Source organism: Mesorhizobium sp. M0659 (genome assembly GCF_040320605.1).
Lineage (GTDB): Bacteria > Pseudomonadota > Alphaproteobacteria > Rhizobiales > Rhizobiaceae > Mesorhizobium.
The window spans coordinates 72,538-85,580 of the sequence record NZ_JAMYPY010000018.1 but is presented as its reverse complement, the minus strand read 5'-3'; the positions used below and the strand labels follow the sequence as shown (position 1 = coordinate 85,580).

Below are 13,043 nucleotides of genomic sequence, written 5' to 3'. Positions count from 1 at the left end.
GCGGCTCGAAGAACTAAACTCCCAGCAAGCCTTCCTGTTCCCCGGCGATTTTCATCCGACGGCTAAGGAACGAAAGCCATCATGACGGCGTTTGCTGAGGTTCAGGCGCAAGCTGCGCGTGCCATCGCGCGCGCTGGGCGGCGCGTAGAATTCAGAATTTAGGCGGGATCGCCCTCAAGGCGACCGGCGGCTCGTCCACCCGAACGCGCCGGCAGGCGTGACGCCGGGCTTACGCTGGAAGGCGAGATGAAACGTGTCGGCATCTGAAAGCCGAATTGGTCGACGACGAGTTTTGGCCCCGCACCATTTCCAGTCGAGCCGAACCGGCAGCAGCTCACGTCGCCTTGCCGGCCGGCGCGCCTATGTCTTCCTCGGCAATATCGTCGAACGATGCGTAGTTCATGTTGTAGAGCCTGGCATAGAGGCCCTTGGCCGCCATCAGCTGCTCGTGGTTGCCGCTTTCGACGATCTCGCCGTTCTGTAGAACGATGATGCGATCGGCGCCGCGTATGGTCGCCAGCCGGTGCGCGATGACCAGCCCGGTGCGGCCTTCCAGCAGCGTGACCAGCGCTTTCTGGATCAGCATCTCGGTGTAGGAATCGATGCTCGCCGTGGCCTCGTCGAGCACCAGGATTTTCGCATCGGCGACCAGTGCGCGTGCAAAACTGATCAGCTGACGCTGGCCGAGCGAGAGATTGCCGCCGCGCTGTTCGAGCTCGGTGTCGTAGCCATCGGGCAGATGCTCGATGAAGTCGTGCGCGCCGACGGCCTGCGCCGCGCGCACCACCTCCTCGCGGGTAGCCGATGTCTTGTGGTAGCGGATGTTCTCCAGCACCGTGCCGGAAAACAGGAATGGCTCCTGCAACACCATCGCCACCTGGTCGCCGAGCGAATCCTGCGTCACGTCGCGCACGTCGTGGCCGCCGACCCGCACCTCGCCCGACCAGACATCATAGAAGCGGTGCACCAGCGCCATGCAGCTCGACTTGCCCGAACCGGTCGGGCCGACAAGCGCAACCGTCTCGCCCGGATTGACGCGGAAGGAGATGTTTTTCAGCACCGGCTGGTTCTGCCGGTAGCCGAAGGTGACGTTCCTGAACTCGACCGAACCGTCCATGTCGCGCGTCAGCGCCACCGCGCCTTGTTTGTCGCTAACGTCGACCGGCACGTCCAGCACTTCGGAGATGCGTTGGCCCGACGCCATGGCGCGCTGCATGACACTGTACTGCATGGTGAGCGAGCGGATCGGGTCGAAGAAGCGCTGGATGTAGAACAGGAACGCCACCATGACGCCGATGTCGAGGCTGTGCGACAGCACCATCGAACCGCCGACGACGATGACCGTCGCCATCGCAATGCCGGTCAGCGTGTCGACGATCGGCACCATCACCTGCGCATATTTGGCCGAGGTCAGGTGAGCCCTGAGATTGGCCAGCACCTTCTCGTCATAGAGGTCGAAATTGACGTGCTGGCGTTCGAGACTCTGCACAGTGCGCACGCCATGGATGCCTTCCGCCAGCGCCCCATTGGCAATCGAATTGGTTTCGTGCGCGGCCATGAAGGCGACCTTGGCGCGCGGCAGCCAGAACAGGCGCACGATGAACAGCGCCGGCATGGTCGACAGCGTCAACAGGCCGAGACGAAAATCGAGCCACAAAAGCACGCTGACAATGCCGAAAAGAAGCACGATGTCGCCCACCGACATGACCGATGTCTCGAGGAATTCCTGCATCGAATTGACGTCGCCCTGCAGGCGCGACATCAGCCGGCCCACCTCGGTCTTGTCCATGAAGCTCAGCGAGACGCGCTGCAGATGGCTGAACATGGCGCGGCGCAAATCCGACAGCACATTCTCGGCCACCTTGCCGACGACGCTTTCCTGGATATAGCTGGCGGCATAGTTGATCAGGATGATCAGGGCGAAGGCACCGATCGCCCAGTTCATGACGGAGCTGTCGGCCTTGCCCGCCGCCATGCCGTGGTCGATGGCGTAACGGATGACCAGCGGGATCGCCAATTGCGTCAGAGTGAACACCAAAACGGCGGCGACCGAGATGAAGATCCGGCCCTGATACGGTCTCACGAAGCTCCAGATGCGGCGCACGATGCGCGGATCGTAGACCTTGCCGAAGACCTCTTCCTCGTCGCGGTGCGAACCGACGACGGCCCTTGTGGGCCGCCGGCTGGTGTCTTCCTTCTGGTCGTCGTTCTGTGTCGACATCATGCGGCTCCCACCGCCACCGGCAAATCGTCGTCCGGCCGCAGCTGCAGGTCGTAAAGCGCGCGGTAGCGTCCACCCAGCGCCAACAATTCCTGGTGCGTGCCGCGCTCGGAGATGCGGCCATTCTCGACGAACAGGATCTGGTCGGCATGCATCAGCGAGCTCAGCCGGTGCGAGATGATCAGCGTCACGCGGTCCTTGGCGAAGCGCTTCATCGCGGTGCGGATTCGCTGCTCGGTGCCGGCGTCGACAGCCGCGGTGGAATCGTCGAAGACCAGCACCGAAGGCCGCAGCATCAGGGTGCGGGCGATGGTCAGGCGCTGCCGCTGGCCGCCGGAAAGCGATGAGCCGCGCTCGCCCACGACCGTGGTGTAGCCGGCCGGAAGCCCGATGATGTAATTGTGCAACTGGGCGTATTCAGCCGCCTGCCCGATGCGGGTCTCGCGCGCCCAGGGATTTCCATAGGCGATGTTGTTTTCGATCGAGGTGGTGAACAGGAAGGCGTCCTGCTGCACGACGCCGACCGCCTTGCGCAACGATTGCAGCGTGACCTCGCGTATATCCTGCCCGTCGATGGTGATCGCGCCTGACGTCACATCGTAGAAGCGCGGGATCAGATGCGCGATGGTCGACTTGCCGCTGCCAGGCGGGCCGACAATGCCGACGGTCTCGCCGGACCTGGCCTCGAAGGAAATGCCCGACAGCGCCGGCCGGCCGCCGGCGCCCGCGTAGCGGAAGCCGACATTGTCGAAGCGCAGCAAGCCTTCGGTGACCACGAGATCCTTGGCATCAGGCGCATCCTCGATGTCAAGTTCGGCGTCAAGCAGTTCGAACAGCCTTGTGCCGCAGGTCGAGGCGCGGGCGAACGAGTTGACCATCAGCCCGAGCTGGCGCACCGGCATCTGCAGGATGGTCATGAAGGTGAGGAACTGCGCCAGCGTGCCTACGCTGATCTGGCCCGCGATCACCTTCTGGCCACCGAACCACAGCACCAGGCCCATGGCCGCCAGGAAGGAAAAATTCATGGCGCTGGTGTTAGAGACGCGGATGTCGACGCGCTGGTCGGCAAGCTCCAGCGCCGACTTCTTGGCGCGGTCGAATTTTTCCAGCTCATGCCGCTGCGCCGCAAAGGCGCGCACGACGCGGATTCCGCCGAGGTTCTCGTCCATCACCCGGCTCAGCACTGACAGCCGCTCCTGCAGCGTCAGCCAGGTGCTGCGCAGCCTGAGCTGTGTGACCGAGGAGCGCCAGGCGACGAACGGCACGAAACTCAGACTGAGCAGCCCGAGCTCGAGATCGGTGCTGATCAGGAGATAGGAGCCGACGCCGATCAGCACGCCGAGCAGCACCACGCGCAATATGCCGGTGGAAAAGAACATGCGCACGCCGTCGAGGTCGAGCAGGCCAAGCGTAATCAGGTCGCCGGTATGCACCCGGTCATGGAAGGAGAAGCTCAGCCGCTGGATCTTCTCGTAGAAGGCCAGGCGCAGCTCATAGCCGGTGCGGTGGCCAACGGCCTCGCCATAATAATTCTGCGCCATGGTGAAGAGGCCGCGCAGAATGCTGACGACGAGCAAGGTGATCGCCGTCGTCCACAGCGCCTGCTCAGCCGCCGCGCCGCCGCCTCCAGCCATCACGCCTTGCGCCTGGTCGATGGCGTGGCCGAGCAGGCGCGGGATGAACAGCTGCAGCGTCGCGGCAATGAAGGTCGAGGCGATGGTGATCGCAACTTGCCAAGGATGGCGCAGCGTCATGCGCACGATGCGCAGCAGCGTGCTGAGGCCCTTGCCCCAGGACGCCTCCGCCACATGGGCAAACGATTTGCCGCGCATCGCTGCGCCGCGGGTTGCATCCATTGCCAAGGAAAATACCCAATCCGATCCGGACATTAGCCCAGACGAATGAAAACAGACTCAGTTTCAGATACCGCGATGGTACGCCTCGATTTTGACCGTTCAAGGGCCAATGGCGGTATCGCACTGTGCCTGAAAGGGGCTGATCGTCCGCGACCGCTTAAGCCCGTGTCGGCGTTAGAGGCGGCAGGCTCGTCACTTTAGGCCGATTGAAAAGATGCGAGCATGTGGGTTGCGCCAACCGCCATCATGCGTGACCTCGGCCAATGTGATCGGCTGCGGGACCGAGCGCAGTGAGCAGCGCCTTGCCGCTTTCCAGCGTCGCATTCTCATGCGGCGCGCGCAGGTTGAGCCAGCGTTTGTCGCCGGAGCGCACCGCCAGCACGGCCTTCATTGCCGGGATCAGGCCTGCATCCTGGATCACCTTGCGGAACGCCCTGATCGCGGCGTCCGCTTCCGTGACGTCTTGGCCAGCGATCGTCGCGTCGTAGAGGGCGCGGATGGCCGCAGCGTTGAGATTGACGGTCGCGGAGATACAGCCCGCAGCACCACTGGCGAGCCCCTTGGTCAGTTGCGCCTCCGAGCTGGGGAACACCGCGACGTCGGGTGCGGCGGCAATCACCGCCGCCGTGTTGTTCCAGTCGCCGGCGCTATCCTTGTAGGCGACGACCGTCTCTGGAAACGCCGCGCTCAACCGGGCGGTCAGGGCAGGGCTTACCGGCACGCCGGAGTTCTGCGGGATGTGGTAGAGGATCATCTTCAGCGCCGGGTTGGCCACCCTTTCGATCAGCTCGCTGTAGTAGCGCGCCTGGCCATCGTCCCCGGCGGCCGTGTAGAAGAACGATGGCAGCACCATCACGGCGGCGCAGCCGAGGCCGACCGCGTGCTTCGACAGTTCGACGGTTTCGGGCAGTGCGGTGACGCCGGTGCCGGGCATCATGCGCCCCGGCGAAATGCCTGATGCAACCAGCCATTCCAGCGCCTGCATGCGCTCGTCGAGCGAGAGCGACAGCGCCTCGCCCGTGGTGCCGAACGGCGACAGGAAATGCGCGCCCTGGCCCAGCGCCCATTTGGCGTGTGAGATCCAAAGGTCACGGGCAATGCGGCCATCGTTCTCGAACGGCGTCAGGATCGGGGCGATGGTTCCTTGCGGGCGGGGCATGTCGGTCCTTCCATCGGTGCTGGAAATCAGCTTGGCATAGAGCATACGTACGATGCGATCTGCCAGAGGCGATCTCTTGGGCCACCGCGCCGGCCGTGGGAAAACTTGCGGGTCATTGCCGCGAAATTCTGGCCCTTCGGTCTGCCGCAACCAGATGACGCCGGCGTCAATGGGTTGCAAATGGACCGGGGTTGCAAATGGACCGGGGTTGCAAATGGACCAGCCAAGCCCGAAATGTCGAACAGAGACAGATCCGGAAACGGCATGCACCCACGATTGCTCAAGACCTTCCTCGCCGTGGCGCGGCACCGCAACATCACCCGCGCAGCGCGGGAGGTTCATCTGGCGCAGTCGAGCGTCAGCGACCAGATCCAGTCGCTGGAAAGCGAACTTGGTGTCGTCCTCTTCATCCGCTCGCGCCACGGCCTCGACCTGACAACGGCCGGCGACGCGCTGAAACCCTATGCGGAAGAGATTCTGCAACTGGCGGAGGAGGCGCGTATTGCCGTCGAGTCAACGACGGGAATGACCGCCGGAACGGTTACGGTCGGCGCGCTGGAGACGATTGCGACCGTCAGACTTCCGCAATGGCTGGCGGCCTTTCGAGGCGACCACCCGGAGATCGGTCTGCGGCTGAAAATCGCCGGCAGCGATGCCCTGCTGCGGCAGCTCGAAGAGAGCGAGATCGACGTCGCCTTCTGTTTCGACAAGGGCGGTCTGGACGAACGTCTGGCCCGGCGCACGATATCGGCCGAGCCGCTGGTCCTTGTCGCATCAGCTGAGCATGCGGCCGCATCGCGACAGAACGACCTAACCGCGCTCGCCGCGATGAGTTTCGTGGTGACGGAAACCGGATGCGTCTACCGGCATCTGTTCGACACTGCCTTTGCCGAGATTGCAGCGCCAGAACTTGCCGCCGAAGTCGGCAGCATCGGCGCCATTGGGGGCCTGGTGGCGACTGGTGTCGGCGTGAGCCTGGTGCCGCGGCTGGCCGTTGCCGACGCGCTCGATCGCGGCGAGATCGTCGAATTGCCATGGCCGGGTCCGGCCCGCACGGCGTCGCTGGTCATGATCTGGCGCCGCCGGCGCGTCCAGCCGCCGGCGCTGAAACTGCTGCTGGCGGCCGCGGCCAGGAATTTCGCTGCGCTCAGATCAGCCGGTGACCGCCCTCGACATGCAGAACCGTCCCTGTCGTAAAACCGTTGCCCATCAGAAAGGCGATGGCATCGGCAATGTCGTCCGGCTGTCCGACGCGGCCGACCGGCAGGCGCCTGGCCATTGCATCGAGCGTCTCGTGCTTCTTGTCGCCGGCCACAAAACTCCAGATCGGCGTGTCGACCCAGCCCGGCGAGACGGCGTTGACACGGACCGGCGCCAGCTCGACCGCCAGCGCCCGCACCAACCCTTCCAGCGCAGCGTTGACGGCGGCAACGACCGAGCCGCGCGCCGCCGGCCGGTAGGCGGCAATGCCTGAGGTGAAGGTGATGGAGCCGTTGGCCGAAAGCTGCGGCGCGCCATGCTTGGCGAGCAGCAGCGGCCCGTAGAATTTGCTTTCGACGACCCGCTGCGCCGCCTTCAGGTCGACTGAAGGCAATAGCTCATAGGCGCCTTCGATGTCGGCGGCGGTGCTGACGATATGGTCGAGCCGGCCAATTCGCTTGAACAGGTCAGCGACCTGTTCCTCCCTGGCGATATCGGCCGCGACGGCGCTCAAAGCGGAAGGGTTCTGCAGCGCCTCGCCGGCACGCTTGAGCCTGGCTTCACTGCGGCCGACGATGATGACTTCGGCGCCTGAGACCAGGCACCGCCTTGCCAACGCCAGCCCCATTCCGGAGCTGCCGCCAACGATAATGATTTTCGATTTTGCGATGTCTGCCATGTTTCCGTTCCTGTCCTGAACCGCTCCGGGCGAGAGTTCGCAGACCGGCGGCAGGAGTGGAAACGGAAGAAAGCGATAGTGCCATCGGAGGCTCCGATGGCACTATCGTCGATAGGAACCGGCGCCGGCCACTCCGTCGAGTGGCCCGCCTGTCAATGAAGTGCGCTCAGTAGCCGACGGTAAAGCGCTGCTTGATATGCGCCGGCTTTTCGATCTCGTCGGCCATGACGATGGCGTAGTCCTCGAAGGAAATGCTGCTGCCCTTGTCGGACGTCAGCAGCGTGTCCTTGCCGATGCGGTATTTGCCGGTCCGCTCGCCGGCGACGAACAGCGCCGAAGGCGACAGCAAGGTCCAGTCGAGATCGTCGACCGTCCGCAGCGTGTCGAGGAAGTCGGCGCCCTTCTGCGCCTCGGCCTTGTAGATATCAGGGAAGGTCGGCGTGTCGACCAGGCGCTTGCCGGGCGCAACCTCAAGGCTGCCGGCGCCGCCGACGACGAGGTAGCGTTTGACGCCGGAAGCACGCACGGCTGCGATGAGCGTATCGGGATCGCTGTCGAGGAAATGAACCGAGGAGATCACCGCGTCATGACCCTTGATCAGGGCGGCAAGGCCATCCTTGTCGAAGACGTCGCCCTTCTTGGCAGTCACGCCCGGAAGTGCCGCGATCTTGTCTGGATGCCGGGCAATGGCGGTGATGCTGTGCCCGCGATCGGAGAGTTCCTTAAGCAGGCGGGAGCCGACCTGGCCGGACGCGCCGATAAGTGCGATTTTCATGGGGATTTTCCTTTCGTCTGGGGAGAATTTCATCTGGGGAGAATTTCTGGGATTACGCCGCCTCGATGTGAGCGACGAGATTGTCGTAGCTGCCGAACAGCGCGTTGGCGCCGATCAGGCGCGGCGCCGTTTGGCCGATCACCGCCAGCGCGGGAACGCCATTGGCATGCAGCCGTTGGAACAACATCCGCCCGCGGCTGACCAGGTCGTGATGCTTCGCCAGAAACGGCTGCGTCGGCGCTTTCAAGAGCTTTGCCGCGTCGCTCATGCCGGCGTCGGTCAGTACCGCGGCGACGCCGTCAACCGTCACAATATCGCGGCCGTCGACATAGCGCGCATGCTGGATCGCCTTCAGTGCCGCAAGTTCCTGGCGCCAGTCGTCCAGCCCGGCGGCGTTGATGCCCATGGTGGCAGCGGAAGAATCGAGCAAGGTGCCGCTGACATTGAGCACATTGTCGAGATAGGCCTGGCTGAAGCGCTGTCCGCTCAGCCGCGCGATGCGCTGGTCATTGTCCCAGGCGTGGGCGGCAAAACCTGTATCCAGCGGCCGCGCGCCGGCACCGGAGAAAAGCCCCACCGGCAGCAGTTGGAGCGCGGTCCCGCCGGCGGCCAGTCGATCAAGCATCGGCGTGGCGCCATAGCACCAACCGCAGAGCGGGTCGAAAAGATAGGTTAGGGTTGCATTGGTCATGGCGGCCTCATTCTGTTGCCCGATAGATGACAGCTGGACCGCTTGCGAAAAATAGCGATCAATCATACAAACTGTCTGATAAAATCAGACAATGAGTGGCCTGTGACCGAACTCCTCAATCTCAATCGGCTCGTCTACTTCGCCACCGTGGTGGAGACCGGCTCGTTCACGGCCGCTGCCGACCGTCTCGATGTTGCCAAGGCTGTGGTCAGCCATCAGGTCGGCAAGCTCGAAGAAGAGCTTGGCGCCACGCTGTTGCGGCGCACGACCCGGCGCGTGACGGCGACCGAAGAGGGTCGTCTGTTCTATGACCGGACCGCGATCATCCTGCGCGAGGCGGAGGCAGCCTATGGCGACATTTCGCAGCGAGCGGCGCAGCCGACGGGGACGCTGCGGCTGACGGCGCCGCTCGATTATGGCGAGAAGGTCGTGGCGCCGACCATCGCCGCCTACATCAGAAAATACCCGAAAATGCGGGTCGAGACGATCTTCGACGATGCGGTCAGCAACCTGGTCGACGAGCAGATCGATCTTGGCATCCGCGTCGGCTGGCTTGCCGATTCCAGCAATCTGGCGCGGCGGCTGGGCAGCCTGCAGCAATTCGTCGTCGCCAGCCCGGAACTGGCCGCCAGGCTGCCTGGGGAAGCCAGCCCCAGGCAGGCGAAGTCGCTGCCCTGGGTCGGCAACGCCCAGTTGCGCGGGGTCGGCCAATGGCTGTTCTCGAGGGGCACGGAAACGGTGCTGGCCGAACTCAACCCCGTCGTCAGCTGCGACAAGACACCAGGCGTGCTGTCCTGCGTGCTGGCCGGCATCGGCCTCGGCATCTTTCCGGATTACAGTGTCGCCGACGACATTGCGCGCGGCCGGCTGGTGCGGGTGTTCGCGGACTGGACCTTGCCGTCCGGTGGCATCCATGCCGTCTTCCCGCCGGCGCGCTTCAGGCCGGCCAAGGTGCGCGCTTTCGTCGACCTCCTGGTTGCAGCCGAACGGCGGCGCGCGCGCAGTGCGGGCTGATTTCGGCACCGGCCGGCAATGCCGGCGAGGGAACCTTTGTTCGGCAGGCGCTTTTGGATATGCTGCGATTCCGAACCGTCAGAAGGGGTACTGCCGATGACCACCAAGATCTTTGCGACCTGCATGCTCGCTCTCGCTGTCGGCTGCAGCCTGTCCACAGCGGCTGTCGCCAAAGACAAGCATCGCCATCGTCAGCCAGAACCCGAACGCTACGTCCCCGCCCATCGCGACCTCATCTACGCCCTGTTCGGCGGCCCGCGCTACTATGACAAAATGCTGATCACCACGGCGGCCGGCCCGTGCTCTTACGACCGGGTCGGGCCGGACGCGAATGCGCTGAACAAGGTCAACGATCACCATTGCGGAAAGTAGATTGGTCCCAAAGGCGGGGTCCTGCGTCCCAGGGTTACCGGATGACGGCCGCCGCGAACACGATAGAGACAGTCGATGACCGCTGGTGAGAAATGGTCTCCGTCCGAAAAGAAAGTCGCCCGCACTGCCTATGACGCAGCGCTGAAGGTGGCGCTCGACAAGACGTTGGCTGAACTCAAGAGCAGGGCCCACGTTGCGGCAACGCCTTCCGAAATATGGGATGTCGAAGACTTTCTGCGGCAGCAGCGACGGAAGATCAACCAGATGTTCGACTATCGCTATTCACAGCTAATACAGGTCTTCGCCAATCTCATCCGGCAAGGCTATCTCGAGGAGAATCTCCTTGTTGGCTTGTCGGAAGACAAGCGGCAAACGATCCGAAAATACGCCAGCTGGAATCGCGAAGGGTAGGGGTCCTCTTCGGGGACCTTGGCGCTGCATTCAAACTGGACCATTCACCATCTTCGCGCGCGCCGCGCAGCTCGAGTTCAGCCATGGCGTGCCTCCGTGGCATCGGCTGTCGCGCCTCTGTCCTTGTCGTCCTGCGCCATCGCCAGCGGCGCACCCGGTTCGCCTTCCCACAGGATCAGGCTGGCGGCGCCGATCAGCCCGGCCCGGTCGCCGAGTTCAGCCTGCACGATCGGCACGTCGCGATAGGCCGGCATCGCCCGCTGCTGGATGACCGCTCTGATCGACGGTGCCAGAAGGTCGAACCCGTTGGAAAGGCCGCCTCCCATGACAATCAGATCGGGCGAATAGAGATGAAGCAGGTTGGTGAAGCCGATGCCCAGCCATTGTGCTTCCGCCTCGATCAGGTCGAGAGCGTTGGCGTCGCCGGCCTTGGCAGCCTCTACGACATGCCTGGCCGAGACGTCGCCGTCATTTGACAGCCGTCGTAAGAGCGAGCCGTCGCCCGGCGCGGCCAGTCGCGTGGCGCGGCGGCCGAGCGCGGTTCCGGAGGCAACGGCCTCGAAGCAGCCGATGGCGCCGCAAAAGCAGCGGTCGCCTTCACCGGTGATGGTCATGTGGCCGATCTCGGCCGCCAGTCCGCGCCTGCCGTGATAGATGTGGCCATCGGCGACGACGCCGCCGCCAATGCCGGTCGATACGGTCACGAACACCAGCGATCCGCTGCCACGTCCGGCGCCAAAACGCCATTCGCCGAGCGCCGCCGCATTGGCGTCATTCTCCAGCCGCACCGGCAAGCCGAAATGCTGCCCCAGAATGTCGATCAGCGGCACGTCGTGCCAGCCGGCCAGCGTCGGCGGCGCAATCACGATCCCCGCCTTGGGGTCGAGCGGTCCCGGTGCTCCGACGCCGATGCCGGCGACCTTTGCCTGCGGGTGTTCCCTAAGCAGCGTGCCTGCCAGAGCGACGATCTGGCCGATCACCGCCTCCGATCCCGCACCGGCAAGCGTCGGCGCTGAAGCATGGGCGACGATATTGCCATCGCTTTCGACCAGCGCACCGCGCAGCGCCGTGCCGCCGAGATCGAAGGCGAGCGCAATCTTGTTCATCAGGCGGCGACCTCCAGTCCGTGCAGCCAGGCCATGCGCCGGGCAAGGTCGGGATCGCCGAAGGCCAGCGAGCCCAGCACCACGGTCTGCGCACCTGCGGCGCGCAGCAAAGGCACTGTCTCATGGCGGATGCCGCCATCGGCGGCGAGCACGATGTCGGCCTCGCGGCCGGCTTTGCGCATCAGCGCGCGCGCCTCGATCAGGCGCGGACACGCTTGATCGGACAGGCTCTGGCCCTTGACGCCGATGGAAGTGCCGAGCAGCGTCACGAACGCCACTTCCGGCAGGAAGGGCGTGACGGCCGCGACCGGTGTTTCCAGCCGCAGCACCACGCCGGCCTCGGCCCCGAGTTCACGCGCCAGTTTCACGGCGCGCAGACCGGTCTCGCCGTTTTCGGCGTGCACACTGATCAGGTCGGCGCCGGCCTCGATGAACTGGCGCGTCTGTTCCTCGACGATCTCGGCTTCGACCATCAAATGGACATGGATAGGCTTTGCGGTGAGCTTGGCGATGTGCGCCACCAGGTCCGGGAAGAACAGGAAGCCAGGGGTGAAGCGGGCATCGGCGACGTCGATATGATGGACATCGGCATGGGTCTCGATGCGCTTCAAATCGCGCTCCATATTGGCGAGGTCGGCCGACCACAGCGAAAACTCGCCGATAAGCCGGTTGCGCGGCAGGGCGGCAATTGCGGCGGGGCCGGACAGGGGCTTGTTCGTCGTCATCGTCTCAGGCTCCGTAGCCGCGCATTGTCTGGCGGTTGGTTTTGACGGCGCCGGCAGGGTCGGCGGCGGCCGTTTCGGACTCTTCCTCCAGCACCAGCCAGCCGTTGAAATTGGGTGCAGCACCAGCGATCTCGATCACCTTCGCCGTGTCACAGACGCCCTTGCCGAGCATCGCCCAGGTTCCATTCGCGTCGACATCCTTCAGATGCACATAGCGGATGCGGTCGCGATAAGTGGTGAGCGTATCCGCCATGTCCTGGCCGCCGCGCAAGATGTGGCCGGTGTCCGGCACCCAGCCGACCAGCGAGGCGTCGACCAGCCCGAAGATGCGATCATAGTCGGCGCGGTCGAACAGCAGCGTGTTGTGATGCGAGCTTGGATGCACCGCGACCTGGACGCCGGCCTCGCGCCCGAGCTCGCCGGCTTTGTTGTAGACCTCGGCGGCGATGGCAAACTTGTCGTCGCGCGGCCCGTCGGAAACGATCGTGGCCGAGCCCATCGACACCAGCGCGCCGGGAAAGGCGGCGGCGAAGTCGATCCAGCGTTTGGCGGTCTCCAGATCGGCGCCGATCTCATCCCTAAGCGTGAAACCGCTCTTGGAGCCGAAGGCGAAGGAGACGAGCGTCAGCCCGGATGACTTCAGCGCGGCGGCGAACTCCGTTGGCTTGCCGGCATAGCGGCCGATCATCGTGTCGGTGATCTCGATGCCGGCATAGCCGCCATCGGCGATCGCCTTGAGCAGATCGTCCGGGCTGCCGGCAAAACGGTCGCCGAGCATTTCCCAGGTAAAGGTCTGGCAACCGACTTTCAGGTCTTTCACGGTCATCCTTTCGT

13 protein-coding genes are annotated in these 13,043 nt (G+C 64.3%); 4 read left to right on the top strand and 9 right to left on the bottom strand.

Annotated features, from left to right (window positions below; translation table 11 throughout):
* Positions 1 to 334: 334 nt before the first annotated feature.
* The 3 genes from NKI31_RS24590 to NKI31_RS24580 form a co-directional block, all read right to left on the bottom strand.
* Positions 335 to 2,221, bottom strand: coding sequence for an ABC transporter ATP-binding protein (locus NKI31_RS24590; RefSeq protein ID WP_023726296.1), 1,887 nt, complete (start codon positions 2,219 to 2,221; stop codon positions 335 to 337).
* Positions 2,221 to 4,053 carry an ABC transporter ATP-binding protein gene (locus tag NKI31_RS24585; protein WP_245260393.1) on the bottom strand — a complete coding sequence of 611 codons (1,833 nt, stop codon included), beginning with the start codon at positions 4,051 to 4,053 and terminating at the stop codon, positions 2,221 to 2,223. Before NKI31_RS24585 ends, NKI31_RS24590 begins: the two co-directional genes overlap by 1 nt.
* 268 nt (positions 4,054 to 4,321) lie before the next feature.
* Positions 4,322 to 5,236, bottom strand: coding sequence for a dihydrodipicolinate synthase family protein (locus NKI31_RS24580; RefSeq protein ID WP_023738384.1), 915 nt, complete (start codon positions 5,234 to 5,236; stop codon positions 4,322 to 4,324).
* A gap of 264 nt (positions 5,237 to 5,500) precedes the next feature.
* Here NKI31_RS24580 and NKI31_RS24575 point away from each other — a divergent pair, with 264 nt between their 5' ends.
* Positions 5,501 to 6,433 (top strand): LysR family transcriptional regulator, encoded by a 933-nt coding sequence (locus tag NKI31_RS24575; protein ID WP_023738385.1) that lies wholly within the window; start codon positions 5,501 to 5,503, stop codon positions 6,431 to 6,433.
* Here the strand turns inward: NKI31_RS24575 and NKI31_RS24570 are convergent.
* From NKI31_RS24570 to NKI31_RS24560, 3 genes are all read right to left on the bottom strand, one after another.
* The gene (locus NKI31_RS24570) at positions 6,384 to 7,115 is read right to left on the bottom strand and encodes an SDR family oxidoreductase (RefSeq protein WP_352652774.1); all 732 of its coding nucleotides are present in this window, start codon (positions 7,113 to 7,115) and stop codon (positions 6,384 to 6,386) included. The two genes, NKI31_RS24575 and NKI31_RS24570, sit on opposite strands and share 50 nt — an antisense overlap.
* 166 nt (positions 7,116 to 7,281) lie before the next feature.
* Complete coding sequence (locus NKI31_RS24565; protein WP_023667893.1) at positions 7,282 to 7,890, bottom strand: NAD(P)-dependent oxidoreductase; 609 nt, start codon at positions 7,888 to 7,890, stop codon at positions 7,282 to 7,284.
* A 52-nt stretch (positions 7,891 to 7,942) separates the two neighbouring features.
* Complete coding sequence (locus NKI31_RS24560; RefSeq protein ID WP_023740596.1) at positions 7,943 to 8,581, bottom strand: DsbA family protein; 639 nt, start codon at positions 8,579 to 8,581, stop codon at positions 7,943 to 7,945.
* A gap of 102 nt (positions 8,582 to 8,683) precedes the next feature.
* On the opposite strand from NKI31_RS24560, the gene NKI31_RS24555 reads away from it, so the two are divergent.
* From NKI31_RS24555 to frp, 3 genes are all read left to right on the top strand, one after another.
* Positions 8,684 to 9,595: a LysR substrate-binding domain-containing protein gene (locus NKI31_RS24555; protein ID WP_023699792.1), complete on the top strand. Its 912-nt coding sequence runs from the start codon at positions 8,684 to 8,686 to the stop codon at positions 9,593 to 9,595.
* 96 nt (positions 9,596 to 9,691) lie between these two features.
* On the top strand, positions 9,692 to 9,967 hold the full coding sequence (locus NKI31_RS24550) for a hypothetical protein (RefSeq protein WP_023729215.1): 276 nt from the start codon (positions 9,692 to 9,694) through the stop codon (positions 9,965 to 9,967).
* Between the two features lie 75 nt (positions 9,968 to 10,042).
* The gene (gene frp / locus NKI31_RS24545; RefSeq protein WP_023692218.1) at positions 10,043 to 10,378 is read left to right on the top strand and encodes a fluorescence recovery protein; all 336 of its coding nucleotides are present in this window, start codon (positions 10,043 to 10,045) and stop codon (positions 10,376 to 10,378) included.
* Positions 10,379 to 10,455: 77 nt separating this feature from the next.
* On the opposite strand, the gene NKI31_RS24540 is transcribed toward frp, so the two are convergent.
* Genes NKI31_RS24540 through NKI31_RS24530 form a run of 3 tightly spaced genes read right to left on the bottom strand, consistent with a single transcriptional unit; the run spans position 10,456 to position 13,035 of the window.
* Entirely contained in the window at positions 10,456 to 11,484 is a 1,029-nt protein-coding gene (locus tag NKI31_RS24540) for an ROK family protein (protein WP_352543956.1), read from the bottom strand.
* Positions 11,484 to 12,209 carry a ribulose-phosphate 3-epimerase gene (locus NKI31_RS24535; RefSeq protein WP_027050141.1) on the bottom strand — a complete coding sequence of 242 codons (726 nt, stop codon included), beginning with the start codon at positions 12,207 to 12,209 and terminating at the stop codon, positions 11,484 to 11,486. The genes NKI31_RS24540 and NKI31_RS24535 overlap by 1 nt, the downstream gene beginning before the upstream one ends.
* A 4-nt stretch (positions 12,210 to 12,213) precedes the next feature.
* Positions 12,214 to 13,035, bottom strand: a complete 822-nt coding sequence (locus tag NKI31_RS24530) for a sugar phosphate isomerase/epimerase family protein (RefSeq protein WP_027050140.1) — start codon at positions 13,033 to 13,035, stop codon at positions 12,214 to 12,216.
* Between the last annotated feature and the right edge of the window lie 8 nt (positions 13,036 to 13,043).